21 protein-coding genes and 1 pseudogene are annotated in these 25,094 nt (G+C 50.3%); 18 read left to right on the forward strand and 4 right to left on the reverse strand.

Annotated features, from left to right (window positions below; translation table 11 throughout):
* Positions 1-36: 36 nt before the first annotated feature.
* Positions 37-288, reverse strand: a complete 252-nt coding sequence (gene rpsT, locus DS743_RS01735) for a 30S ribosomal protein S20 (RefSeq protein ID WP_002879085.1) — start codon at positions 286-288, stop codon at positions 37-39.
* A gap of 203 nt (positions 289-491) precedes the next feature.
* Here rpsT and rpsO point away from each other — a divergent pair, with 203 nt between their 5' ends.
* From rpsO to yihA, 7 genes are all read left to right on the forward strand, one after another.
* Positions 492-761: a 30S ribosomal protein S15 gene (gene rpsO, locus DS743_RS01740; protein WP_002879084.1), complete on the forward strand. Its 270-nt coding sequence runs from the start codon at positions 492-494 to the stop codon at positions 759-761.
* Between the two features lie 201 nt (positions 762-962).
* Positions 963-2,804 (forward strand): ribonuclease J, encoded by a 1,842-nt coding sequence (locus tag DS743_RS01745; protein WP_035183487.1) that lies wholly within the window; start codon positions 963-965, stop codon positions 2,802-2,804.
* Positions 2,791-3,618, forward strand: a complete 828-nt coding sequence (locus DS743_RS01750) for a hypothetical protein (protein WP_035183486.1) — start codon at positions 2,791-2,793, stop codon at positions 3,616-3,618. The genes DS743_RS01745 and DS743_RS01750 overlap by 14 nt, the downstream gene beginning before the upstream one ends.
* Positions 3,619-3,806: 188 nt before the next feature.
* Positions 3,807-4,997: an elongation factor Tu gene (gene tuf, locus DS743_RS01755; RefSeq protein ID WP_003617518.1), complete on the forward strand. Its 1,191-nt coding sequence runs from the start codon at positions 3,807-3,809 to the stop codon at positions 4,995-4,997.
* A gap of 182 nt (positions 4,998-5,179) precedes the next feature.
* Entirely contained in the window at positions 5,180-6,505 is a 1,326-nt protein-coding gene (tig, locus tag DS743_RS01760) for a trigger factor (RefSeq protein ID WP_035183484.1), read from the forward strand.
* A 151-nt stretch (positions 6,506-6,656) separates the two neighbouring features.
* Complete coding sequence (gene clpX, locus DS743_RS01765; RefSeq protein ID WP_035183481.1) at positions 6,657-7,910, forward strand: ATP-dependent Clp protease ATP-binding subunit ClpX; 1,254 nt, start codon at positions 6,657-6,659, stop codon at positions 7,908-7,910.
* Entirely contained in the window at positions 7,900-8,502 is a 603-nt protein-coding gene (gene yihA, locus DS743_RS01770) for a ribosome biogenesis GTP-binding protein YihA/YsxC (RefSeq protein WP_002879075.1), read from the forward strand. The genes clpX and yihA overlap by 11 nt, the downstream gene beginning before the upstream one ends.
* A gap of 48 nt (positions 8,503-8,550) precedes the next feature.
* Here yihA and DS743_RS01775 read toward each other — a convergent pair whose 3' ends face one another.
* Together DS743_RS01775 and DS743_RS01780 are read right to left on the reverse strand one after the other, a co-directional pair.
* On the reverse strand, positions 8,551-10,158 hold the full coding sequence (locus tag DS743_RS01775) for an Mbeg1-like protein (RefSeq protein ID WP_035183479.1): 1,608 nt from the start codon (positions 10,156-10,158) through the stop codon (positions 8,551-8,553).
* Between the two features lie 133 nt (positions 10,159-10,291).
* Positions 10,292-10,432 (reverse strand): SPJ_0845 family protein, encoded by a 141-nt coding sequence (locus DS743_RS01780; RefSeq protein WP_181406064.1) that lies wholly within the window; start codon positions 10,430-10,432, stop codon positions 10,292-10,294.
* 137 nt (positions 10,433-10,569) lie between these two features.
* Here DS743_RS01780 and DS743_RS01785 point away from each other — a divergent pair, with 137 nt between their 5' ends.
* Positions 10,570-11,232: a nitroreductase gene (locus DS743_RS01785; RefSeq protein WP_035183476.1), complete on the forward strand. Its 663-nt coding sequence runs from the start codon at positions 10,570-10,572 to the stop codon at positions 11,230-11,232.
* A 273-nt stretch (positions 11,233-11,505) separates the two neighbouring features.
* Positions 11,506-13,155 carry a peptide ABC transporter substrate-binding protein gene (locus DS743_RS01790; protein ID WP_035183473.1) on the forward strand — a complete coding sequence of 550 codons (1,650 nt, stop codon included), beginning with the start codon at positions 11,506-11,508 and terminating at the stop codon, positions 13,153-13,155.
* Between the two features lie 58 nt (positions 13,156-13,213).
* Here the strand turns inward: DS743_RS01790 and DS743_RS01795 are convergent, their stop codons facing one another.
* A complete protein-coding gene (locus DS743_RS01795; protein ID WP_035183471.1) occupies positions 13,214-13,591 on the reverse strand; it encodes a hypothetical protein in 378 nt (125 codons plus the stop codon).
* A 242-nt stretch (positions 13,592-13,833) separates the two neighbouring features.
* Here DS743_RS01795 and DS743_RS01800 point away from each other — a divergent pair, with 242 nt between their 5' ends.
* The 9 genes and pseudogenes from DS743_RS01800 to DS743_RS01840 all read left to right on the forward strand — a co-directional run bounded on the left by DS743_RS01800 (position 13,834) and on the right by DS743_RS01840 (position 24,689).
* Complete coding sequence (locus DS743_RS01800) at positions 13,834-14,826, forward strand: D-2-hydroxyacid dehydrogenase (RefSeq protein WP_035183468.1); 993 nt, start codon at positions 13,834-13,836, stop codon at positions 14,824-14,826.
* Positions 14,827-14,999: 173 nt separating this feature from the next.
* Complete coding sequence (locus DS743_RS01805) at positions 15,000-15,956, forward strand: thymidylate synthase (RefSeq protein ID WP_035183464.1); 957 nt, start codon at positions 15,000-15,002, stop codon at positions 15,954-15,956.
* A 13-nt stretch (positions 15,957-15,969) separates the two neighbouring features.
* On the forward strand, positions 15,970-16,458 hold the full coding sequence (locus tag DS743_RS01810) for a dihydrofolate reductase (RefSeq protein WP_013439366.1): 489 nt from the start codon (positions 15,970-15,972) through the stop codon (positions 16,456-16,458).
* 33 nt (positions 16,459-16,491) lie between these two features.
* Positions 16,492-18,900: an HAD-IC family P-type ATPase gene (locus DS743_RS01815; RefSeq protein ID WP_072544217.1), complete on the forward strand. Its 2,409-nt coding sequence runs from the start codon at positions 16,492-16,494 to the stop codon at positions 18,898-18,900.
* A 399-nt stretch (positions 18,901-19,299) separates the two neighbouring features.
* Positions 19,300-20,160, forward strand: a complete 861-nt coding sequence (locus DS743_RS01820) for a MetQ/NlpA family ABC transporter substrate-binding protein (protein WP_013439368.1) — start codon at positions 19,300-19,302, stop codon at positions 20,158-20,160.
* A 36-nt stretch (positions 20,161-20,196) separates the two neighbouring features.
* On the forward strand, positions 20,197-21,252 hold the full coding sequence (locus DS743_RS01825) for a methionine ABC transporter ATP-binding protein (protein WP_035161910.1): 1,056 nt from the start codon (positions 20,197-20,199) through the stop codon (positions 21,250-21,252).
* Positions 21,249-21,962, forward strand: a complete 714-nt coding sequence (locus DS743_RS01830) for a methionine ABC transporter permease (protein ID WP_003613663.1) — start codon at positions 21,249-21,251, stop codon at positions 21,960-21,962. The genes DS743_RS01825 and DS743_RS01830 overlap by 4 nt, the downstream gene beginning before the upstream one ends.
* A gap of 169 nt (positions 21,963-22,131) precedes the next feature.
* Positions 22,132-23,529: a flavocytochrome c gene (locus tag DS743_RS01835; protein ID WP_035183460.1), complete on the forward strand. Its 1,398-nt coding sequence runs from the start codon at positions 22,132-22,134 to the stop codon at positions 23,527-23,529.
* A 177-nt stretch (positions 23,530-23,706) separates the two neighbouring features.
* Positions 23,707-24,689, forward strand: a pseudogene (locus DS743_RS01840) (hypothetical protein).
* Positions 24,690-25,094 lie beyond the last annotated feature (405 nt).

Consider the following 25,094-nt stretch of genomic DNA (forward strand, 5'->3'; position numbering starts at 1 on the left):
GATTGTTTCTCGCTCTTTTGTTGATTGCTAGTTTAATTACTTAGCAAGCTTAGCCAAACGACTCTTGTCACGGTTAGCCTTGTTCTTGTGGATCAAGCCCTTTGAAGCAGCCTTGTCCAATTCACGGATAGCAGCAACGTATAATTCGGAGGCGTTGTCCGCACCAGCAGCTTGAGCAGCCTTAAACTTCTTAACGGCAGTTCTCATAGTGCTGAGTTGAGCAGCATTGCGTTCGTTAGCAACAGCTTGAGTCTTAACACGCTTGATAGCAGATTTGATTTGTGGCATTAGGTTCACCTCCAATAACTGAATGAAATTCACTAAGTTATTATACTGAAAGCCAGCGCCAGATGCAAGAAGAAATTTTACTTGCTTTTTCCAAAAAATCGGGTATGATTATATTTGTTATGTGAACCCCGGGCGTTGTCTTTACGCTTCACCTAACGGCTGACGCTGTCCGGGGCAATTTTTCAAAAGAAAGGTGCAGAAACATGGCAGTTTCAAAAGAAAGAAAGAACGAAATCATCAAGGAATACGCAACTCACGAAGGCGACACTGGTTCCGTAGAAGTACAAGTTGCTGTTTTGACTGAAGACATTAACAACTTGACTCAACACATGCGTGAACACTCACACGACCACCACTCATACGTTGGTCTGTTGAAGAAGATCGGTCACCGTCGTAACTTGCTCCGCTACTTGCAAGAAAATGACTTGGAACGTTACCGTGCTTTGATCGCTCGTTTGGGTTTGCGTCGTTAATCAAAGACCTACCAAGAGGCTGGGATTTCCCGGCCTCTTTTCTATTTTCAGTTTTCTTTTCCTTTGCGGGCTTAGTGACTATCATGCTCATGCCCTTTATGTTAAAATTAAAAAGATTATAAGCGTTTTGATCGACAGATCCATATAAAGCATCTATCAGACAAAGAATTGATTTAACATGATTACGAAAAGGAGAGCTTTATGTCAGACAAGTTAAAAATAATGGTTCTAGGCGGGGGCCGCGAGCAGGGCAAGAACATGTTTGCCGTTCAGGTGAACGATGAAATCTTTGTTTTGGACGCCGGCCTCAAGTACCCGGACAGTTCATTGTTCGGGATCGATGTGGTAATTCCGGACATGGAATTCTTCAAGCAATACGGCGACCAAGTGGCGGGGATCTTTTTGACTCATGGCCATGCTGACTCCATCGGGGCCCTGCCATACATTTTGCGGGACTGGGATATTCCGGTTTTTGGTTCAAAACTCACCATTGAACTGGCCAAGATCGACGTGCAAAGAGAAAACAAGCGGCGGAACAACCAGCTGTTCAACGTCATCGACGCCGATACGGAAATCGACTTCAAGAATGCCAGCGTGTCCTTCTTCCAAACCACTCACTCAGTGCCAGACTCTTTGGGGATCGTCATCCATGCTCCCCAAGGGCAGATCGTCTATACCGGTGACTTTAAGTTTGATCCGTCAGCCCGGCCAGCTTACCGCACTGACATGACCCGGCTTGCTGAAATCGCGGAAAACGGCGTCTTGGCCCTTTTGCCGGACTCATCCAATGCTGAGGCTGTTTTGCCGAATGCCAGCGAAAATGAAGTCGGCACTTACATCACCAATGTCTTCAGAAACGCCAAGGGCCGGATCATCGTGGCCGGCAAGGCTTCCAACATAAACCGGGTCCAGCAGGTCTTTAACGCCGCTGCTGCTACCGGCCGCCGGGTCCTTTTGACTGGCCGGGACGTGGCTAAGATCGTCCACACGGCCATGAAGCTGGGCTATCTGGAAGTGCCAGACGGGCTTTTGATGAAGGCCAAGGAACTCAAGGACGTGCCGGATGAAAAGACGGTCATCCTGGAAACCGGCCGGATGGGTGAACCGCTCCAGTCCCTGCAGAAGATGGCCAATAACCGCCACCAGATGATTACCATCCACGAAGGGGACCTGGTCTTTATTGCTACGACTCCGTCTCACGCCGTTGAAACCACGGTGGCTATCACCAGTGACATGGTTTACCGGGCAGGCGGCACGGTTATCGAACTTGGCCGCAACATGCACACTTCCGGCCACGCGACTGGCCGGGACCTGCAGACCTTGATTGACCTCTTGAAGCCGCGGATTCTGGTACCGGTCATCGGGGACTACCGGCTTTTAGAAGCAGTCAAGGACTTAGCCGTTGAAACTGGGATGGACCCGGACGATGTCTACATTACCCAAAACGGGGACTGCCTGGAATACGACACTAAGCGCGGCCAGTTCTTCCGCGGGGATGCCGTGCCGGGTGAAGACACGATGATCGATGGCTCCGGGGTAGGCGACGTGGGCAACATTGTTTTGCGCGACCGGGAAGTTTTGTCAGATGACGGGATCTTCATCGCGGTAGTGACGATTGACCGCAAGAAGAAGAAGATCGTGTCTGAACCGCAAGTCACCAGCCGGGGCTTTGTCTACATCAAGGCCAACCACAAGCTGATGAATGACTCTATCCAGGTCATCAAGGACGCTATCCAGGCCAACTTTGAGCACAAGAAGTTTGACTGGACTGAACTCAAGCAAGACATGCGCTCCAGCCTGGGGAAGTTCCTTTACAAGCAGACCAACCGCCGGCCGGTCGTTTTGCCAGTTGTCATGGAAGTCAACCAGAACCGGCACCGGGCAATGCAGAAGAAGGCCGAAGACGCGGCTGAAGGCAACAAGGAAAAGCCGGTTAAGAAGAACAACCGCAAGAAGCAGACCAGGCCGGCAAACAAGTCCGCTAAGGGCAAGAAGTCGGTAAACAAGAATAAGAAGGACAGCAAGGCAGATGACAAGCGTTAGCCAAGAGAACCTACGGAAATTGGCCATAGAGGCTGAAGCAGGAGGGGACTACCAGGCTGCCTGCGGGCACTTGGAGGAGGCCCTGAGGCTGGGCTTTGACGAGGACCTGGCCCTGGACTTGTCCCGTCTTTTGCGTTTAAACAAGGAAGAAGATCAGGCTTATGCCCTCATCAAGGCACTGCCTGATCTTTTTTCCCGAGATAAAGTGCTGGAGGAGTATGGACAAGTCCTGGCGGCCAATAATTTTTTGATCGAGGCTCTCCAGGTCAAGCATTTGACTGAGGGAGAGGTCGACTTCCCGGTTTTGCCAGCAGACAAAAAGGAACAAGAGAAAATCCTGCTTGCTTTTAGAAGAAAGCAGGCAGTCAGCCAAAGCCAGTACGAGCAGCTCTTGAAGCTGGATTTGCCGACCTACCTGGCCTTTGCCAGAAGCCTTTTGCTGGATCCCCTGGCTAACTACGCCTTGCGCCTGGTGGTGTGCGAGGACCTGGTCAAGCTGGGGGTTAAAGAAGAGATGCAGGTTATGATCCTGGGGGACTTGAAGAGTTTTGTGCCCGCTGAAACGGATTTGCTCAAGCAGGATCCGGTTTACCGGGAATTTATCACTTCTCTGGCCAGCCGCTACCAAAACCGCCCAAGCGAACTGCCCTTGATCTTGGCTGAAGGAAATTTCGCTTTTGGCCAGCTTTATCCCTGCCAGGGAGATTACGTGACTAATCCCGATGCTTTTGCCCGGGACTTGACCGGCTTTTTACGGCAAAAGCGGGGCGGGGAGAGCCAGGATTTGTTGGAAAAAATCTATCAGAAAAAATAGTGATTAATTTTTTTGCAAATCACTTTACTTTTTGCCGGCATTTAGTATAATCATTTTTGGATATTTTCAAGAAGTTGCGCTATTGCTACTAGCGTACTTCTTAGGAAAGTAGTACAATATTCAACAGAGAATCATCCGTTAGTTTTGTCTCAACGGACTTCTTGCAAAATTTCAGGAGGATCATTTTAATGGCAGAAAAAGAACATTACGTTAGAACTAAGCCACACGTTAACATTGGTACTATTGGCCACGTTGACCACGGTAAGACTACTTTGACCGCAGCTATCACTACTGTGTTGGCTAAGAAGGGTTTGGCACAAGCTGAAGATTACTCACAAATCGACGCAGCTCCAGAAGAAAAGGAACGTGGTATCACTATCAACACTGCCCACGTTGAATACGAAACTGAAAAGCGCCACTACGCCCACATGGACGCCCCAGGCCACGCCGACTACATCAAGAACATGATCACTGGTGCCGCTCAAATGGACGGTGCTATCTTGGTTGTTGCCGCAACTGACGGCCCTATGCCACAAACTCGTGAACACATCTTGTTGGCTCGTCAGGTTGGTGTTAACTACATCGTAGTCTTCTTGAACAAGTGCGACTTGGTTGACGACCCAGAATTGATCGACTTGGTTGAAATGGAAGTAAGAGACTTGCTTTCAGAATACGGTTACCCAGGTGACGATGTTCCTGTAGTTCGTGGTTCAGCTTTGAAGGCTCTTGAAGGCGATGAAGAAGCTCAAAAGAAGATCGAAGAACTGATGGACGTTGTTGACGAATACATCCCAACTCCAGAACGTGAAACTGACAAGCCATTCTTGATGCCAGTTGAAGACGTCTTCACTATCACTGGTCGTGGTACTGTTGCTTCAGGCCGTATCGACCGTGGTACTGTTAAGGTTGGCGACAGCGTTGAAATCGTTGGTTTGGTAGAAAAGGTCTTGACTTCAGTTGTAACTGGTTTGGAAATGTTCCACAAGACTCTTGACTTGGGTGAAGCCGGCGACAACGTTGGTGTATTGCTCCGTGGTGTCGACCGTGACCAAATCGTTCGTGGTCAAGTTTTGGCAGCTCCAGGCTCAATCAAGACCCACAAAACTTTCAAGGGTCAAGTCTACATCTTGAGCAAGGACGAAGGTGGCCGTCACACTCCATTCTTCTCAGACTACCGTCCACAATTCTACTTCCACACCACTGACATCACTGGTGAAATTGAATTGCCAGAAGGTACTGAAATGGTTATGCCTGGTGACAACACTGAATTCTCAGTTACTTTGATTAAGCCAGCCGCTATCGAAGTTGGTACTAAGTTCACTATCCGTGAAGGTGGTAGAACTGTTGGTGCCGGTCAAGTTACTGAAATTGACGACTAATTTTTATTTTTTAAATTTTAGTTCTAACAGTGTAAAAAGGTGTTCTTCTCAGAAGAACACCTTTTTTTATCCAAAAAATCCCTATTTTGTAGTACTTTGATTGTTTTTTGACCGTCTTTAAGGTAAGATATTTAAGTATGCAAAGTAGCAAACCCAAAATAGACATTGGAGGTATTTAATTAATGTCTGCTAACTGGAAAACTACCGGTAAGACTACTGGTGAACTTTCTTTTGAAATTTCTCAAGATGAAATCAAGAAGAGCCTGGACAAGGCTTTTGACCGCGTAAAGAAGAGCTTGCATGTACCTGGCTTCCGTAAGGGGCACGTTTCCCGTGTAATCTTCAACCAATACTACGGTGAAGAAGCTCTTTACGAAGACGCTTTGAACTTTGCTTTGCCAGAAGCTTACAGCGCTGCTGTCAAGGAAACTGGCATCAAGGCAGTTGGCCAACCGCAAATCGTTCCTGTATCAATGGGCAAGAACAAGGCCTGGGAAATGAAGGCAATCGTAACGGTTGAACCAGAAGTTGAACTTGGCCAATACACTGAAATTGAAGTGCCAAAGCAAAACACTCGCGTTTACCAAAAGGACATCGACGCTGAATTGACTAAGCGTCAAGAACAAAACGCTGAAATGGTTTTGAAGAACGACAAGGCTGAAAACGGCGACACTGTAACCATCGACTACGTTGGTACTGTTGACGGCGTTGAATTTGACGGCGGCTCAGCACAAAACTACTCCCTGGAACTGGGCTCAAACACCTTCATCCCTGGCTTTGAAGACCAGCTGGTTGGTCACGGCGCCGGCGAAGAAGTTGACGTTGTCGTAACCTTCCCAGAAGACTACGGCGCAAAGGACCTGGCTGGCAAGGAAGCTCACTTCGCAACCAAGATCCACGAAGTTAAGGCAAAGCAATTGCCAGAACTTGACGACGAATTTGCCAAGGATGTTGACGACTCAGTTGAAACCCTTGACGAATTGAAGGAAAAGATCAAGGCTGAACTGAAGTCCGAAAAGGAAGAAGCAGCCAAGGCAGCTATCCAAGAAGCAGCGATCACTACTGCAGTCAAGAACGCTACTGTTGAAGAAATTCCTGACGTGATGATCCAAGAAGACGTTGACAACCAACTCAACCAATACTTGGGCGACATGCAACGTCAAGGGATTGACCCGCAAACTTACTTCAAGTTGACTAACACGACTGAAGACCAACTGCGCAGCCAATTGTCAGCAAACGCTGCTGAACGCGTTAAGACTAACCTTGTTTTGGAAGCAATCGCTGCCAAGGAAGGCTTCGAAGCAAGCAAGGAAGAAATCGACGCTGAAATCAAGGACCTGGCTGACAACTACAACATGAGCGAAAAGGCAGTTCGCAACGCTTTGAGCGACGAAATGCTGGCTCACGACATCATCGTCCGCAAGGCAATGGACTTGATCACTGACAGCGCTAAGCAAGTTGCTAAGGCTAAGCTTGAAGAAAGCAGCGAAGACGAAGAAGACAAGTAATCGCCTGTCTATAGACTGAATCCCCCAGAAGTGGCAACTGCCCCTTTTGGGGTTTTCTTTTGCCAAGACTGATGAAAAATACAAGGCTAATTTCGCGCAAGTTGCCCGTATTTATGCTAATCTAGTCTTTAGCAAATAGAGGAGGGAATACATGGCTACTAAGTTTACAGATCCAGAAGAAGTGAAATGCTCATTCTGCGGCAAGTCTGCCAGCCAAGTAAAGAAAATGATTGCCGGCAACGGCGTATACATCTGCAACGAGGACATTGAACTCGCCAAGCGGATCATTGATGATGAGCTGCGTCTGGATTCACTGAAGGAAGCGCGCGAGCTTCCCAAGCCAATGCAAATTAAAGAAGAACTGGACCAGTACGTGATTGGCCAGGACCGGGCCAAGAGGGTTCTGTCCGTAGCGGTTTACAATCACTACAAGCGGATCAGTCAAATTGATGTTGATTCTTCAACCGAATTGCAGAAGTCAAATATTGCCTTGATCGGGCCAACTGGGTCCGGCAAGACCTACCTGGCTCAGACTTTGGCCAGGATTTTGAACGTGCCGTTCGCGATCGCGGACGCAACTACTTTGACTGAAGCCGGTTATGTCGGTGAAGACGTCGAGAATATCCTACTTAAGCTGCTCCAGAATGCCGATTACGACTTGGAGAGAGCCCAGCGGGGGATCATTTATATCGACGAAATTGACAAGATCTCCAAGAAGTCAGAAAATGTGTCGATTACCCGGGACGTGTCCGGTGAAGGGGTTCAGCAGGCCCTTTTGAAGATCCTGGAAGGGACCATTGCTTCTATTCCGCCGCAGGGCGGCCGCAAGCATCCGCAGCAGGAAATGATCCGGATGGACACCACCAACATCCTCTTCATTGTCGGCGGGGCTTTTGACGGTATCGAAGAAATCGTTAAGAACCGGCTGGGCAAGAAGACCATCGGTTTTGGGGCAGAACAAGAATCTGGCAAGGTTGACGATGACAACTGGAACCGTTTCTTGACGACCGGGGACTTGGTCAAGTTTGGCTTGATCCCTGAATTCATTGGCCGGATTCCGATTATCACTACCTTGGACCGGCTGGACAGTGCTGATTTGGTCCGGATCCTGACTGAACCAAAGAATGCCTTGATCAAGCAATACCAGAAGCTGCTTTCCCTTGACGGGGTTGACCTGGAATTTGAACCTGCCGCCGTCAAGCAGATTGCTGACCTGGCTATTGAACGGAAGATGGGGGCCAGAGGCCTTAGAACTATCATTGAAAATGCCATGATGGACATCATGTACCGGACGCCGAGCGAAAGCGACATCAGCAAGGTCATCATCACGCCGGAAACAATTACCGGGATGGGCGAGCCGAAGGTGGTCCGCCGCGAACTGGAAGAGGTTACCGATGATCATTAATCAATCAGAATTTTCCGTCAGCGCGGTTAAAGCCAGCCAGTACCCCGAAGGCGGCCTGGATGAAATCGCCCTGGCTGGCCGGTCAAACGTGGGCAAGTCCAGCTTCATCAACACCCTTTTGCAAAGAAAGAACCTGGCCCGGACCTCCTCGTCGCCGGGCAAGACCCAGACCTTGAACTTCTACCGGGTGGACAGCGACCAAGCTGACTTTTACCTGGTCGATGTGCCGGGCTACGGCTATGCCAAGGTCTCCAAGAAGCAGAGGGAAGAGTTCGGGGAAATGATCCAGGATTACCTGGAAACCCGGGCCTACCTCAAGGGCTTGATCCTGCTGATCGACGGTCGCCACGAACCAACCGCCGACGACATTGCCATGTATGACTATGCCCAGTATCTCAACTTGCCGATTTTACTAGTGGCCACGAAGATGGACAAGATCAAGAAGAATGCTTTTAACAAGACTGAAGCAGCCTTCAGAAAGCACTTGAACTTGAATAAGGACAATGTGACTTTCCTGCCATTTTCATCAGTGACTAAGCTGAACGTTGACCAAGTCAAGGACTGGATCCAAGCCAGATTGGACGAAGAATAGCAGATAAAACAAAAATGCTCAAAGGATTTTCCTTTGGGCATTTTGCGTTTACCGGTGCTTTTTCGGCATTTGCGGCCGGTGGTTGAAGAGCTCAGCCACCAGCTTGAAGGCTCCGTAGATGATCAAGAGGATCCCGATTTCGATGATCGACTGGTGGTTGAAGTATTCTGGGTTGATGATCACGATGATCCCCAGGGCAAAAGAAATAACGGCTTCCGCCCCGGTGATGATCATGCGGAAGACCCCGGTCTGCCGCCTTAAGATAATCTTGCGGCTACGGCCATAGGCGTAAAAGAGCAGGAAGGCCCCCAGGAAGTAGTGAGCCAAAAAGACCAGGAGTTGGTTGCTCGATAAAAGGGCTATAGAGACCGCGAACAAGACCAGGTAGGTAATTAGGAAGAAGCGTTTCTGCTGCGGTTTAAAGGCCGAAACTGAGACCGTGAGGATATGGTTGACACTGAAAATGATCCCCCCGACAGCAGCTAGCACCCCGAAGGCCTTGAAGGCATAGTTAGGTGCTGTCAGACTGATGATGCCGAGCAGAACCAGGAGCCAGCCGGCCATGGTGTCCCGGCTGAACAAGGCCGCTCCGATCTGCTGGTTCTTGATCAACTGCCAGATCGAGGAAAAGAGATTGCCCAAAATGAATTTGGTCCGCCTTGAGGAGTTAGTCACCGACAAAAGGATGGCCCCGAAGCCCCCGAAGCCGTTCTTGGCCAGCTGGTTGATCTTGCTCGAGCCGCTAGCCGCCAGGGCATCAAAGAGGTCCTGGGTCAGGGCTTCCCGCTCTTCCAGGCTGGCTGACCCGATCCATTGGTTGATCAGCTGGTTGTAGACCCGGGACTGAGGATTGGGCCGCTTGCGGGTCACGAAATGGCTGCCTTTGATCTGCCAGGAATAGGTATCGTGCTGGGCGATATTGCCATTGGTTGAGTAGACGATGACCGGGTCGACCTCTCTTGGTTCAAAGAGGCGACCGATAATCGAAAACTCGGGTACGTAGCGGCGGAGGGCCCTTCGCAAAAAGTCCTCGTTGTAGTCGACTCCGGCTTCGCTGGCCAGGCCGGGGCTGTCAAAGGTGTAGACGGCCTTGATCCGGGCCCGGTAGTCTTCTGGGAGATTCAAGGCGGCGTATTCAGCCAGGTTGCCCCCCTTTGAGTGGCCGCCCAGGATGTAGTCAGCTGAGTCGCCGGACAGGAGGTCCTTGAGGTAGCGGGCACCTAAGATCTGGGCCTTGGTTTCTTTAAAAGAAATCTCAAAGTCTTCCCGCCAGCCAACCAGGGTGTCGTCGGTCCCTCTAAAGGCCACATAGTGGGTACCGTCTTCAAGGACGATTTTCAAGGCGCTGAACTGGCACTGGTCAGTCAAAACGTTTTTGAAGTGGGATAAGCGGGCATCCTTAAAGCGGTCGGCTTCGCTCATTAAGTGGAAGAGCTCCTGGTACTGGCTGGCGTCCAGGCCGGTGAAGGAAGAGGCGAAGTATTTCTCGGCGATTTCGCCAACTGTCACCTCTTTGTTGCCGGAAGGGATGTACTTTTCCAGGTTAAGATAAGAAAAAATTGCTAAGACTAAAGCGTCGATTTCGTTGAAAGGAGACTTTTCCAAGGGAATGTCGCCGCGCCATTCCAGGTAGGTCAGCAAATTGCTGTTGTCCAAGATGCTCACATCCTTAAAGAAAATAATTGCAAATGCTTACAAATTCATTTTAGCCTAAATAGGGCAGGGATGGGCAGATTTACCCGAAAATTTAGCGACTTTTATAAAATATAAAAAGCCGCCAACAAGCGGCTTACTTTGCCTCTTTGCCGGTAGCTTTGTCGTCTTCCTTTTCCTTGCCCTTGCCAGAAGCGGATTTCTTCGGGTCGGGAACGCTGGCGAATTTGTCGAAGAGCTTGTCTAAGTCGTCTTGTCTTTTAAAGGTTAAACCCATTTGTCCATATCCTGCTTTCCATTGAAATAAAAGTTCTGCTTTTGAGTCAATTATAACGATATTTTTGCTATTCAGTCAATTTTGAACTATACTTAGTAAAAACTAGCAAAAGAAAGCAGCTTCAAGAGAGGTGTAAAATGACTGACGCGATTGATACAATTAAGAGCCGCCACAGCACGCGCTATTTTGACCAAGACAAGGAGCCCAGCCGGGCAGACCTGGAAGAAGTAATCCGCTTGGCCGGCCTGGCTCCGTCTTGGGTAGATTCCCAGCCCTGGCGGGTTTATCTGGCTATGGGGGAAACAGCCAAAAAGATCCATGCCCGCCACCTGGCTTTGGCTGAAGCAGGAACGGCGGCATCCCCAGACTGGGAGACCTGGCACAGGGAGGACTGGGATCCTTATCCAAGAGAAAACATGGCCCGGCACAACCAGGCCAGTCAGGAATATCTGAACACGCCGGAATTGCTGGACCTTAGGACTAATATTTTGCAGAAAAATCTCTACTATGCCCCGGCGATTGCCTATTTAACTATTCCCAAGCAGTCCAATCTTTGGTCAGTCTATGACCTGGGAGCCTTTGCCCAGACTCTAGCGCTTGCCGCCAAGGCCAAGGGGATTGACAGCATGCCGGCCTATGAATTGGTCAAATACCCGGCCAGTGTCCGGGAAATTATGGGGATTCCAGAAGACCAGACCCTGGCCATGGGAATCGGCCTGGGCTATGGCAAAGATGAGTACATCAACGGCTACCAGGCTCCCCGCCGGGATCTGCCTGACTTCTTGACAATTAAGGATTAGGAAAAAGGTTATATAAAATCGTTGACTTATAGTAAGTGAGTCTGTAAGATTAAATTAAATCAAATTGAGAAAGGAGCTAAATCATGTTTGCAATGCAAGAAAACCAAACTATGTGCGTTTGCTGTATGTCACTTATGTCATACGACTGTTTTGTGTTGCCTAAACTGGATTTAGCTCAGACCAAGTAATTTGCCAAGTAATTGTTAGCTTAGTGGCAAATGAAGCAGCTGTTTCCTTTAGGGAGCAGCTGCTTTTTTGTCTTAGGAGGAAAAAATGCAAAAGATCAAGAAATTCACCCTTGCCGCCGTCAGCGTCAGTGCCGCCTTCCTGCTGGCCGCTTGCGGCAGTCAGCAGAGCTCAAGCTCAGCAAGTAAGGATAAGCAGGTTTTAAAGCTCAGCGCGACTGCTCCGCTAGATACGATCGACATCAGTAAGGCAACCGGCTACGGGCAGACGGGGAACGTTTTTGAAAGCTTCTACCGTTTGGGCAAGAACGGGCATCCAGCCGCCGGCTTAGCCAAGTCCGGCACTGTATCCAAGGACGGCAAGACCTGGACCTTCAAGCTGCGGTCTAACGCCAAGTGGTCCAACGGGGAAAAGATTACCGCCCAGGACTTCGTCTACTCCTGGCGGCGGACGATCAACCCCAAGACTGCTTCGCCTTACGCCTACCTTTTCTCCGGCATCAAGAACGCCGATGAAATTATTGCCGGCAAGAAGTCTCCGTCCAGCCTGGGCATCAAGGCTTTGAACCAGGAAACCGTGCAAGTTAAGCTCAACCGGCCGATTGCCTACTTCAAGGTTTTGATGGCTTACCCGCTCTTTGGGCCGCAAAACGAAGCCTTTATCAAGAAGACGGGCAAGAAGTACGCGACCAGCTCCAAGTACATGCTTTACTCCGGCCCATTTAAGATCACCGGCTGGAAGGGGACCAATGATACTTGGTCTTTTGTCAAAAACAACCAGTACTGGGACAAGCAGGCAGTCAAGTTGAGCAAGATCAGCTACCAGGTCGTTAAGACTACCAACACCGGCTACCAGCTCTACCAGCAGGGCAAGCTGGACCTCACCCCACTGTCCAGTGAACAGGTTAAGCAGCTGAAGAAGAACAAGGACTTCAAGACCTACCCATACTCCTACGTTGCCTTCTTGGCCTACAACTTCCAGGCCAAGGACGCGACGGTTAAGAAGGCTTTGAACAACAAGAACATCCGCCTGGCCCTGTCTCTGTCACTTGACCGGAAGATTCTGACCAGCAAGGTCTTCGGTGACGGGTCAAGCGTGCCAACTGGCTTCGTAGCTTCTGGTCTGGCCTATGACCCGGCTAACAAGGAAGACTTTGCCAAGGAGCAAAAGGTGGCTAATACCGTTGACTACAATGAAAAGCTGGCTGAAAAGTACTGGAAGACCGGGTTGAATGAACTGGGCTTAAAGAAACTGAACCTGACCTTGCTGGCTTCAAACGAGAGCACCAACGCCGACGCTCTGACCCAGTACCTGCAGTCCCAATGGACTAAAGTTTTGTCCGGCATTAACGTGAAGGTTAACTCCATTCCAAGCAAGAACGCCTACACCAAGGCTTCAAGCGGGGACTTTGATATCTACGTTTCCGGCTGGGGCGGTGACTTCAGCGACCCGATGACCTTCATGCAGATCTTGCAGAAGGGGACTTCCTACAACTACGGCAAGTGGAACAATGCGGAATACAACCGCTTGATCAAGAAGGCTTTGACGACTGATGCCAACGACGTTAACAAGCGCTGGAAGGACCTGGTCAAGGCAGCCCAAGTGGCCAACGCCGACCAGGCAGTCAGCCCGATCTACCAGCAGACGACCGCCTACCTGCAAAACAGCAAGGTCAAGGGGATCATCCACAACAATGCTGGTACCCAGTGGAGCTACAAGTACGCCTACATTAAGTAGCTGGTAGTTAGCAAATTAAGATATGCAAATAAAAACGAGACCGCTTGGTCTCGTTTTTTTAATGCCGGCTGGCCCGGTGGTTGGAGCTGGCCTTGATTTTGTGGGGATGCCGCTTGAATTTGACCTGGCCGCCCTCTGGCAGGAAGCGGAAGTGGCGCATTTTGGCGTTAAAGGGCCGGCCAGAGAGGCGGATGGCGGTCCAGTCCTTCATCAGCTTGATCATCCGGTCCAGTTCCTGGACTCTTTTGGCCTGGCCTTCTGCTTCAGCCGCCTGGTGGATGTCGCCTTCCAGGCGTTCGATTAGGTTCTGGTGGTAGGCAAGAAGTTCGGGAGTCAAGGGAGCCCGCCGGTACTGGTTGAAGAGTTTTTGGATCAGTTCCATGGCCTCCAGGCTGTCATGTGGCTGGATATAGCGGGAACCATTATCTTCATTCATGGATTTTGTCCTTTCTATTATTTCTGCTTCTATTTCTTTATCAAGCTTTTTGCCTTTTTCTGGCTTTTTAGTTAAAAATTACAGGAGTGTTAAAAAAAACGATATCTAGAAAATACTCTAGCCATCTTTTAATTTTTTTGCCATAATATATAAAAAGCATGAGGCTTTTAACCTAGGATACCAGAATCAGCATAAACGAGAAGATGTTTGACGAAATTTGTTAGTTATTGAGGAGAAAAAAGATGAAGGCATACTTGTTCGGCGTTACGCCGGTGGAAGAAGCTTTTTTAAAAGAGTGGCAGGACCAGCACCCAGATGATGAAATTTCTTATACCCACAGCCCTTTGACGGCCGATAATTTAGAGCTGGCCAAGGGTTTTGAGGCGGTTTCGACCCAGCAGGCGGAGCCCTTGACGGCGTCTGACCTTGAGCACTTGGCGGCTGGCGGCATCAAGCACCTGGCCTTGCGGAAGGTGGGGGCGGACAATATTGACCTGGAAGCGGCAGCTAAATACGGAATTACCGTTGCTAATGTGCCGGCTTATTCGCCGCGGGCAATCGCGGAAAATGGCTTGACCGGGGCCATGTACCTCTTGCGCAAGTGGGGTTACTACCACCGGAAGATGCGGCGGGGAGACTTCACCCGGTCAACGGAACTGATGAGCGATGAGATCTTCAACCAGACGGTCGGCATCGTCGGCCTGGGCCGGATCGGGGCAGCTGCGGCGGAAATGTACCATGCCCTGGGGGCCAGAGTTATCGGCTATGACCCGGTTTACAATGCTTCTTTAGAGCCCTTTTTGGACTTCGTCGATTTTGAGACCTTGATCAAGGAAAGCGATATCGTCCAGGTGCACATTCCGCTGACTCCGGAAAACAAGGGCATGTTCAGCGCCAATGAATTTGCCAAGATGAAGGACGACGCGATCCTGGTTAACCAGTCAAGAGGCGAACTGGTCGATACCGCGGCCTTGATCGTGGCCTTGAAGTACCATGAAATCGGCGGGGCCGCCCTGGACGTTTTGGAAGGGGAAGAAAAAATCTTCGGCCGCAAGTTTGAGGATGTGGGTTCCCTGCCGGACGAGTACACGGAGCTGATCAACCTGCCAAACGTGGTCATGTCCCCGCACTCTGCCTACTATACCAAGATGGCGGTCAAGAATATGTTCTTCCAGAGCATGACCGATATCGAGTGGACCCTGTCCGGGAAAAAGGCCTTTTTCAAGGTGAATTAGCGAAAAAGCAGTAAAATAAAGCGAAAAATGAAGAACATAGACAAGCCCTGGCAGGCTAATCCTGCCGGGGCTTTTTCCATCTGTTAAGCTTTTTGTAAAGATTAACACCCGGTAAAAAATTCTGTTAGACTTAAGATGAAGTGAAGTAAAAAGTTTTTGCAAAGGACAAGGAAATGGCAAATCAAGACCAAGCATATTTAGATTTACTGAAAAAGATCATGACGGAAGGCAATGACAAAAATGACCGGACCGGGACGGGAACCAGAAGCCTCTTTGGGGCCCAGATGCGCTTTGACTTAAGCCAGGGCTTCCCGATCCTGACGACTAAGCGGGTGCCTTTCGGCCTGATCAAGAGCGAGCTTTTGTGGTTCTTGCGGGGGGACACCAACATCCGTTTCTTGCTTGAACATAAAAACCACATTTGGGACGAATGGGCCTTTAAAAATTGGGTGACCAGCCCGGAATACCAGGGCCCGGACATGACTGATTTTGGCCTTAGGAGTCAAAAGGACCCAGGGTTTAAGGCAGTCTATGACGAAGAAATGAAAAAGTTCTGCCAGCGGATTCTGGATGATGAAGCTTTTGCCCAAAAATACGGCAACCTGGGCGACGTCTATGGGGCCCAGTGGCGGCACTGGGGTAAGCGGGACGGCGGCTTTATCGACCAGATCGCGGACGTGATTGAGCAGATCAATACCAATCCCGACTCCCGCCGCTTGATCGTAACGGCCTGGAACCCGGAAGACGTTCCTTCCAGCGCCCTGCCGCCGTGCCATGTCCTCTTCCAGTTTTACGTGGCTGACGGCAAGCTCAGCTTGCAGCTTTACCAGCGCTCAGGCGACATGTTCTTAGGCGTGCCCTTCAACATTGCCAGCTACTCTTTGCTCTTGTCCTTGATTGCCCGGGAGACCGGCCTGGAAGTGGGCGAGTTTGTGCATACTATTGGGGATGCCCACATTTACAAGAACCACTTTGCCCAAGTGGAAGAGCAGCTGAAAAGAACGCCGTTTGACGCGCCAACTTTGTGGCTGAATCCAGAGAAGAAAAAAGTGGCTGATTTTGAAATGGCTGATATTAAATTGGTCAACTACCAGCACGGGTCTACAATCAAGGCCCCGGTCGCCGTTTAGAAAGGGTGAAGAAATGCTTAGCTACGTTTGGGCAGAAGATGAAAAAGGCGCCATTGGCTACCAGGGCCGCCTGCCCTGGCACCTGCCAGCAGATTTAGCCCATTTTAAGGCAAAAACCATGGGCCACCCCATGCTGATGGGAAGAAAGACTTTTGAGTCCTTGCCGGGCCTGTTGCCTGGCCGGCAGCATGTCGTCCTTTCCACCAGGAAATTAGACCTGCCAGCTGGGGTTCTACAGCTGAAAAGCGAAGAAGAAGTTTCCGCCTGGCTGAAGGAGCAGGCGGGGGAAGTCTGCGTTATTGGCGGCTCCAGCCTCTTTGCCCTGCTGGCTGACCAGGTTGACAAGCTGGAAGTGACCCGGATCAAGGGAATTTTTCCCGCTGACACCTACATGCCAAACCTTGACTGGGCGGCTTTTGCCCTGGTAAAGAGTGAAGCCCACCAGGCAGACGGCAAGAATAAGTATGACTATGTCTTTGAGACTTACCTGCGTAAAAAATAGCAGGCAAGCAGTGAAAAGTGAGATGTGAGTGTTATGAAAACAAATTTGGAGACGGGCTTGACCGAGGAGGAGGTCGCGCAGAAAAGCGCGGCCGGCAAGGTCAACACCACCATTGATGATGAGTTCAAGACCAACCGACAGATCATCGTTGAAAACACCTTTACCTACTTCAACTTGATCTTCCTAGTTTTGACCATCCTGCTTTTGATTGCCGGGGATATCCGGGATATGACCTTTTTGCCGGTGATCATTTTGAACACGATCGTGGGGATCGTCCAGGAAATCCGGGCAAAATCTGTTTTAAGCAAGCTGCAGGTCTTAAACCAGACCAAGCTTTTAGCCCTGAGAGGCGGAAAAAGGCGGCAGGTGCCAATCGACCAGCTGGTTGAAGGAGACCTAGTCCTCTTGAAAGCTGGTGACCAGATCCCGGCCGACGCCAAGGTGGTCGACGGCAGCGTCCGGGTAAATGAATCCCTTTTAACCGGGGAAAGCGATGAAATTGCCAAGGAAGTTGGCGACGAGCTCTTATCCGGTTCTTTCGTCGTTTCCGGCGAAGTCATGGTCCAGCTGGTCAAGGTGGGCAGCGAATCCTACATCGCAAAATTGACGGCGGAAGCCAAGGCCATGGGCGGGGGAGAAGAGTCAAAGATGATCCGGGCCATCAACCGCTTGATCAAGTGGGTTGGCATCATCATTATTCCAATGGGGCTAGCCCTTTTTGCCCAGGCCTACTTCCTCAACCACCGGTCTTTTGCTGAATCCATCAGTTCCATGGAAGCAGCCATTATCGGCATGATCCCGGAAGGGCTCTACCTGCTGACAACGGTTGCCCTGGCCCTGGCCGCCATGCGCCTGGCCCGCAACCAGGTCATGCTGCACGACATGAAGAGCGTGGAAACCCTGGCCCGGGTCAATGTCCTCTGCGTTGATAAGACAGGGACGATTACTGAGCCGAAGATGGCGGTGGAAAAAGTCGTCCCGGCCAAAAATTACCCGGGAAATGATTTGGAAGACCGGCTTGCCGCCTACGTTTCCAACATGCCTGTCGACAATATCACCGCTGAAGCCTTGAACCAGAAGTTTGGCCAGGACCAGCCCCTGGTCAATGCCAAAAGGATTATTCCTTTTACCTCAGTCAACAAGTACAGCGGGGCGGTTTTTGCAGGCTACACCCTTTTGCTGGGGGCGCCGGAAATGATCCTGCGCTCGCAGCTGAAAGCCTGCCAGGAAGAATTTGCCCGCTACCCGGAAGAAGGCTACCGGGTCCTGGCCTTTGCCAAGTATCCGGCAGAACTGGCAGATGAAAAAGAGCGCCTGACCCAGGAGGTCGAAGTCCTGGGCTACGTCCTTTTGTCCAATCCGATCCGGAAAGAGGCCAAGGAGACTTTTGCATACTTTGCCAAGCAAGGGGTGGAAATCAAGGTTATTTCCGGGGACAACCCGGTCACCGTTTCCCGGGTGGCTGGCCAGGCCGGGATTGCCGGGGCAGAGAAGTACATCGATGCCCAGACGATCAAGCCAGGCGAATATGAGCAGGCCATGGCTGAATACAATGTCTTTGGCCGGGTTAAGCCGGAGCAGAAGAAAGAATTCGTCCAGGCCCTGCAGAAGATCGGGAAGACCGTGGCCATGACCGGGGACGGGGTTAATGACATCCTGGCCATGAAGGAAGCTGATTGCAGCATTGCCATGGCTTCAGGCAACAGCGCGGCTGTTCAGGCTTCCCAAGTGGTCTTGCTGGATTCAAACTTTGCCAAAATGCCCCAGGTGGTCAATGAAGGCCGGCAGGTGGTCAACAATATTGAACGCTCAGCTGGCCTCTTTTTAGTCAAAAACATCTTCTCCTTGCTGATGGCGGTCTTTTCCTTGATCTTGACGATCAACTACCCGATCAAGCCGGCCCAGATCACCTTGATCTCCAGCTTTACGATCGGCCTGCCGTCCTTCCTTTTGGCCCTGGAAAAGAACCATTCCCGGATTCGGGGCAATTTCACGGTCAATATCCTGACCAAGTCGATTCCAGGCGGGATTACCGACTGGCTGGCCGTCAGCATCCTGGTCTTGACCAACAAGTTTACCAATATCGGGGACAATGAAGTCGCTACCGCGTCAACAGCTCTCTTGGTCCTGGTGGGCTTGATGGTCCTCTTCTGGATCTCCCGGCCACTTAACAAGTACAAGCTGGGCGTTTTGGCCCTGTCGGTGGTCTGCATCATCTTGTCAATCATCTTCATCCCTGGCTTCTTCAAGCTGAGTCCTTTGTCAGGCCGGGCTGTCTTTACGGTTGTCGTCCTTTTCTTTGCCGGCATGACCCTCTTCAGAATCATGTCGCGGATCTGCGACGGAATCAAAGAAGTCAGCAACGTGCTGACGGAGAAGGGGAAAGACGCCAAGCTGCGGGACCTTTTAGCCGCTTATGGCAAGGACCGGGACGAGCTTTAACAGTTTTTTTTAGAAAGAGGCTTGACTCGCTTAAAAAATAATGATAAATTTAGAGCGTCAAGTTAAGAAAAGTTATCTCGAAAAGCAGAGTAGTCGGGTGACGATCCTTTACAGAGAGGCGGCAGATGGTGAAAGCCGCCAGGAGAGTTCCGGTGAACATGGGCTTGGAATGATATGCCGCGGTGATATTTAGCCGCTGCCGGGGTTGCTCTCGTTAAACAAGCAAGCTGTTTCTATTTGTCAGAGACAGCTGGTGAGATTTATTACGCAAGTAATGAATGAACTAAAGGTGGTATCACGAGCGCTCGTCCTTTATCAAGGATGGACGCTTTTTCTTTTCTGTTCGAATTTGACTGCCGCTTTTTCGGGATTGCTGCTGTGTTTCTGGAGGTATTAATCATGAGAAAAAAGAAACAAAGAAACATTATTATCGCTATCGTGTCCGTTGTGGTCCTTGCCGTTATCGCCTTCTTCTCCTTTGGCAAGAAGGGCAGCCAGCAAAGCGCCAAGACGGTGACGGTAACCGTCGGGACTGTCGGGGCAACCAAGGCTGAACGGGCCATCTGGAAGAGTGTGGCGGCAACTGCCAAGAAGAAGTATGGTATCATTGTCAAGACCAAGAACTTCTCTGACTACAACCAGCCAAACAGCGCCTTGAAGTCAGGGGACCTGGACCTTAACGCCTTCCAGCACTACAACTTCCTCAACAACTGGAACAAGGCCAACAAGAGCAACCTGGTTGCCATCGGCAAGACCTACATCGCTCCAATCCGCCTTTACTCACTGAAGTACAAGTCACTGAAGTCTCTGCCTAAGGGGGCAACGATCGCCATTCCAAACGACGCGACCAATGAAGCCCGGGCTCTTCTGGTTCTGAAGAACGCCGGCCTGATCACCCTGAAGGGGACCAGCGCTACCAAGCTGTACTCAGTTGCTGACATCAAGAGCAACCCGAAGAACTTCAAGATCAAGGAAGTTGCGACTGAACAAGCTGCCAGAGTTCTGAAGTCAGTTGACGCTGCTGTTGTCAACAACGACTACGCTAACCCAGCCGGCCTGGGCGACAAGCAAACCATCTACGTTGAACCAATCAACAAGGACTCATACCAATGGATCAACATCATCGTTGCCCGCAAGAAGGACAAGAACAAGAAGGCTTACAAGGAAGTCGTTAAGGCTTACCAGACTGAAAAGACCAAGCAGCTGTACAAGAAGTACTACGGCAGCAAGCAAGTTGCGGCTTGGGACGCCAAGTTCTAAGATTTTTAACTTAACCTAGAAAGAAGCTTTGATCATATGAGCATTATTCAACTGGACCACGTCAGTGTGACTTTTAAGCGGAAAAAGGCTGCCGATGTGCAGGCCGTGCAGGATGTGACTTTGCACATCGAAAAAGGCGACATCTACGGGATCGTTGGCTTTTCCGGGGCCGGGAAATCAACCCTGGTCAGAACCATCAACCTTTTGCAAAAGCCAACGGCCGGAGACGTCGTGGTTGGGGGTGTTGACTTTGTCAAAGACGGCAAACAGGTGATCAGCGGCAAGGACCTGCAGGCCCGCCGCCGGAAGATCGGGATGATTTTCCAGCAGTTCAACCTGCTTAATGAAACGACCGTTATTGAAAATATCGCCTTTGCCCTCAAGCACTCAGACCTGTCTGACGATGAGCTGGAAGAAAAATGCCACAAGCTTCTGAAGCTGGTTGACCTGGAAGACAAGGCCAATGCTTACCCGGCCCAGCTCTCCGGCGGCCAGCAGCAGCGGGTGGCGATCGCCCGGGCCCTGGCTAACGATCCGGAAATCCTTTTGTCAGACGAAGCAACCAGTGCCCTGGATCCGCAGACGACTATCCAGATCCTGGACCTGTTGAAGAAACTGAACCGGGAACTGGGCTTGACCATCGTTTTGATCACCCACGAAATGGCCGCGGTCAAGAAGATCGCCAATAAGGTGGCGGTCATGGAAAACGGCCGGGTTGTCGAAAACGGCAACTTGCGGGATGTCTTCCTGGCTCCAAAGGCTGAATTGACCCAGAAGTTCGTCGGCGGTTCTTTGGCTGTAGTTGACACCTTGAAGAGCCTCAACATCAGCTTGGCTGAAAACGAAGCCCTCTACCAGCTGGTCTACAGCTTGAACAATGTGGCCAAGTCAATCATCATCGAGCTTTACCGGGAAGTCGGCGTGGAAGCTTCGATGCTCTACGGCAATGTGGAAGTCCTGGCTGACGAACCGGTCGGGACCCTGTTGGTCACGGTCAAGGGGGATGCTGACAAGCAAAAGGCAACCTTGAAGTTCTTAAAAGATGAGGGTGTCACGGTAACGGAATTAGACGAAAGAGGTAACCGCTTATGATTAATGGTTTGGTACACTGGATCGCGCAGAACTTCCCGAATATTTACAACTTGGGCTGGACCGGGGACACCGGGTGGGGCACCTCCATTCTGCAGATCATCTACATGACCTTCTGGCCGTCAATCTTCGGCGGGGTCCTGGGCCTCTTCTTCGGGGTCATCCTGGTTTTGACCGAGCCAGGCGGGATCTTGGAAAACAAGTTCTGGTTCAACTTCTGCGACAAGCTGATTTCCATTTTGCGGGCCATTCCTTTCATTATCCTTTTGGCCTTCATTTCACCTTTGACCCGCTTGATTGTCGGGACGGAAATCGGGGACACGGCTGCCTTGGTCCCGCTGACTTTAGGGATCTTCCCATTTTATGCCCGCCAGGTCCAGGTCGCTTTGGAAAGCTTGGATCCGGGCAAGGTTGAAGCAGCCCAGAGCTTGGGCGCAAGCAACTGGGACATTATTTTTGACGTCTACCTCAAGGAAACGCGGTCAGAAATCATCCGGGTGTCAACTGTTTCCATCATCAGTTTGATCGGCTTGACTGCCATGGCCGGGGCCGTTGGGGCCGGTGGTCTGGGTACGACCGCCATCCAGTACGGCTACCGCGACTTCGCTAACGACGTGACTTTCCTGGCCACTGTCCTGGTCGTCATCATGATCTTTATCGTGCAAGTGGTTGGCGACTTCCTGGCCAAGAAGCTGAACCACCAGCACCGGTAAGAAATTTTTGGAAAGAATCTTCTCTTTGCAGGAGATTCTTTTCTTTTTGCCTTTTTGAAAGTAAGAAAAGAATTTGCATTTTTGAAAAATAGCCTTTTCAATTTTAAAAAGTTAAAAAATGGTTTATAATGTGGAGGTAAGTAATAAATAATTGAGTAGAGGAACTATCATGGCAAAATACGAATTTAAGTCCAGTCCAATCGATTTAGTCAACCCAAGCTACGACTTGGTAGTTATCGGGGCCGGTGGTACCGGTTTGTCTGCTGCCTTGCAGGCACATGAACTCGGCGCCAGCGTGGCTGTTTTTGAAAAGAACGAAGTTTTGGGCGGGAACACCAGCAAGGCTTCATCAGGGATGAACGCGGCTGAATCCCTGGTTCAATTCAAGCACGGCATCATCGACAACAAGGCCGACTTTTACCAGGAAACCCTTAAGGGCGGCGGCAACTTGAACGATGAAGCAATGCTGAGCTACTTCGTTGACCACGCTGCTTTGGCAATCGACTGGCTGAAGCAATATGGCATTGAGCTGGATGACTTGACGATTACCGGGGGGATGAGCAAGAAGCGGGCCCACCGGCCAGCATCTATGGCGCCAGTTGGCGGTTACTTGATCACTGGCCTTTTGAAGAGCATTGAAGCAGCCCGGATTCCAGTCTTCAACAAGACCAAGGTTGTTAAGCTTTTGCAAGACGAAAAGGGCAAGGTAACTGGCATCGACATTGTTGGCCCAGACGGCCGCCGGAAAGTTATGGCCAAGGCTGTTATCCTGGCAACTGGTGGTTTCGGCGCTTCTAAGGAAATCATTAAGAAGTACCGGCCAGACCTGGAAGGCTACAAGACGACCAACCAAGCCGGCGCTACTGGTGACGGCCTGATCCTGGGTGAAGAAGCCGGGGCAGAATTGGTGCAAATGGACTTCATCCAAGTTCACCCAACCGCGCAAACTGATGGTGAAAAGACCTTCTTGATCGGGGAAGCTGTCCGGGGCGAAGGCGCTATTTTGGTCAACAAGGCCGGCCAGCGTTTCATCAACGAACTGGACACCCGGAAGGTTGTTTCAGCAGCCATCACTGGCTTGAATGAAGACGGTGCCTACCTCATCTTTGACCAAGGCGTCCGTGACCACGTTAAGGCAGTTGAATTTTACGACCACATCGGCCTGGTAGAACATGGGGCTACTTTGGAAGAACTGGCTGGCAAGATCGGCGTTGACGCTGCTGGTCTTGAAGCAACTGTTGCCAGCTGGAACGAAGCAGTCAAGGACCAAGACGACCAAGCCTTTGGCCGGACTACCGGGATGGACCGCGACATTTCAGTTGCGCCGTACTTTGCTATCCACATTCACCCAGCCATCCACTACACGATGGGTGGTCTGCACATCAACCTTGAAACCCAGGTTTTGGGCAAGGACGACAAGGTGATTGAAGGCCTCTACGCCGCTGGTGAAGTTTCCGGGGGTCTGCATGGCAACAACCGGATCGGCGGTAACTCAGTTGCTGAAACTGTAGTCTTTGGCCGGCAAGCTGGTATTCAAGCAAGCAAGTTCGTGCGCGGCGAAAACTAAGCTGAAAAGAACAAGTTACAAAAGAATACTATTTTAGACAGCAGCTCTCAGGCTGCTGTCTTTTTTTACCAAAAATTAGCAAATTAAAGTTCACTCTTTCACATGCCTGTGCTATCATAAAGGAAAACGGTTGAAACCGCTTTATGATAATTGATGTGATGATGAAAGGAAGAGATCATAAGTACACGGGAACGCTATCAGCAGAGTGAACTGGTCAAGGCGAACAGCAAGTTCAGCCGGGTCCGGGCGACTATTGAATCAGCTTTTTACGGCAACAATGTCCATGAAGTCAAGAGTGTAGCGGAAGCATATGAACTGGCCAAGCGCCAGCCTGGAGTAATTGAGACTGACCTGCCGATCCTGCACACCAGTGATTTGGGTCTGCCGGTCGGGGCCAAGCAATTGGTTTACAACCACGGCAAGATTTTGGGCCGGACGGCATCAGCCCGGCACTTTGTCGATGATTCAGAGGAAGACGCGACTGCTTTAACCAACAGGTTGTATGAAGACATTTATGCCGGCCATAAGCAGAAGTATTTGAAGACGACGGTACTGGTTGGGCTGGACCCGTCCTTTAGCTTAAAGGCCCACTTGATGCTACCGGAGGACCAGGCCTTCAACCTGCTCAGCTACATGCTCAACTTTCGCTTTTTTGATGAAAAGGCGGCTGAGATGTACGGGAAATCCAAGCTTTATGATGAAGGGGACTTGTACTTCTCTTTGCCGCCGGTATTGAAGGTGACTGATCCGGTTTTGACATGAACACTTTGGTCATCGAACCATTTGCTGATCCCTTCAGAGCTTACCCAGTTGGGGGCGACTATGGCGACTTCAAGGAGCTTTTTACCAAGCGGGGAGCGGAATGCTACGTTTTAAACACGGATGCCTTCTGCGGGAAAAACATTCCTAAGGAACTGACTTTAGAGATCATTGAAAAGCTGGTGGATGATACTGACCAGTGGCAGGCCTTTAGCGATTTTGCCGGAGTCAGCTACATGCCGCTTGCTGACGATCCGGTTGACCTGGACTCTGCTGAATACAAGCAGAATCTCAGAGCCCGGATGCACTGGCTGAACATGTACAACGGTGAGCATCCAAAGACGCCGCTGCCAGAAGAAGCCAAGGAATGCTTAGAGAAAATCGTTAGTGAACTGAAGTAAGCGTCTATCTATATTAGGCAAATAGCAGCCAATCTTTGAACAGACCTTAGGGTCTGTTTTTATTTTGAAAAAGAAAATAGAAAAAGTTTTATCTTTTTTGCCAGTAGAAATAGAGATAATCCGAACTATCGATTCTTTAAAAAAATAATTCCTGCGGAAAGAAAAAACAAAAGAAAGAGTAAGCAAGTTTGCTTTTATTACAACGGTCCCTGGTGAACCATGCATAAAACGAATGAAAAAGCAAATTTGACGAATCCGAAATAACGAGTATACTAATATTTGTTGCCGCGTGAGACAAGCAAGTCTCGCGGAGGTAAAAAGAAAATATCGAAAACTTGTTGACAAGAAGTCAACAAGCGAGTAAGATATAAAACGTTGCGTCACTTGACGCAAGTTGGTACTTTG

It is taken from the genome of Lactobacillus leichmannii (assembly GCF_024701915.1).
GTDB lineage: Bacteria > Bacillota > Bacilli > Lactobacillales > Lactobacillaceae > Lactobacillus > Lactobacillus delbrueckii.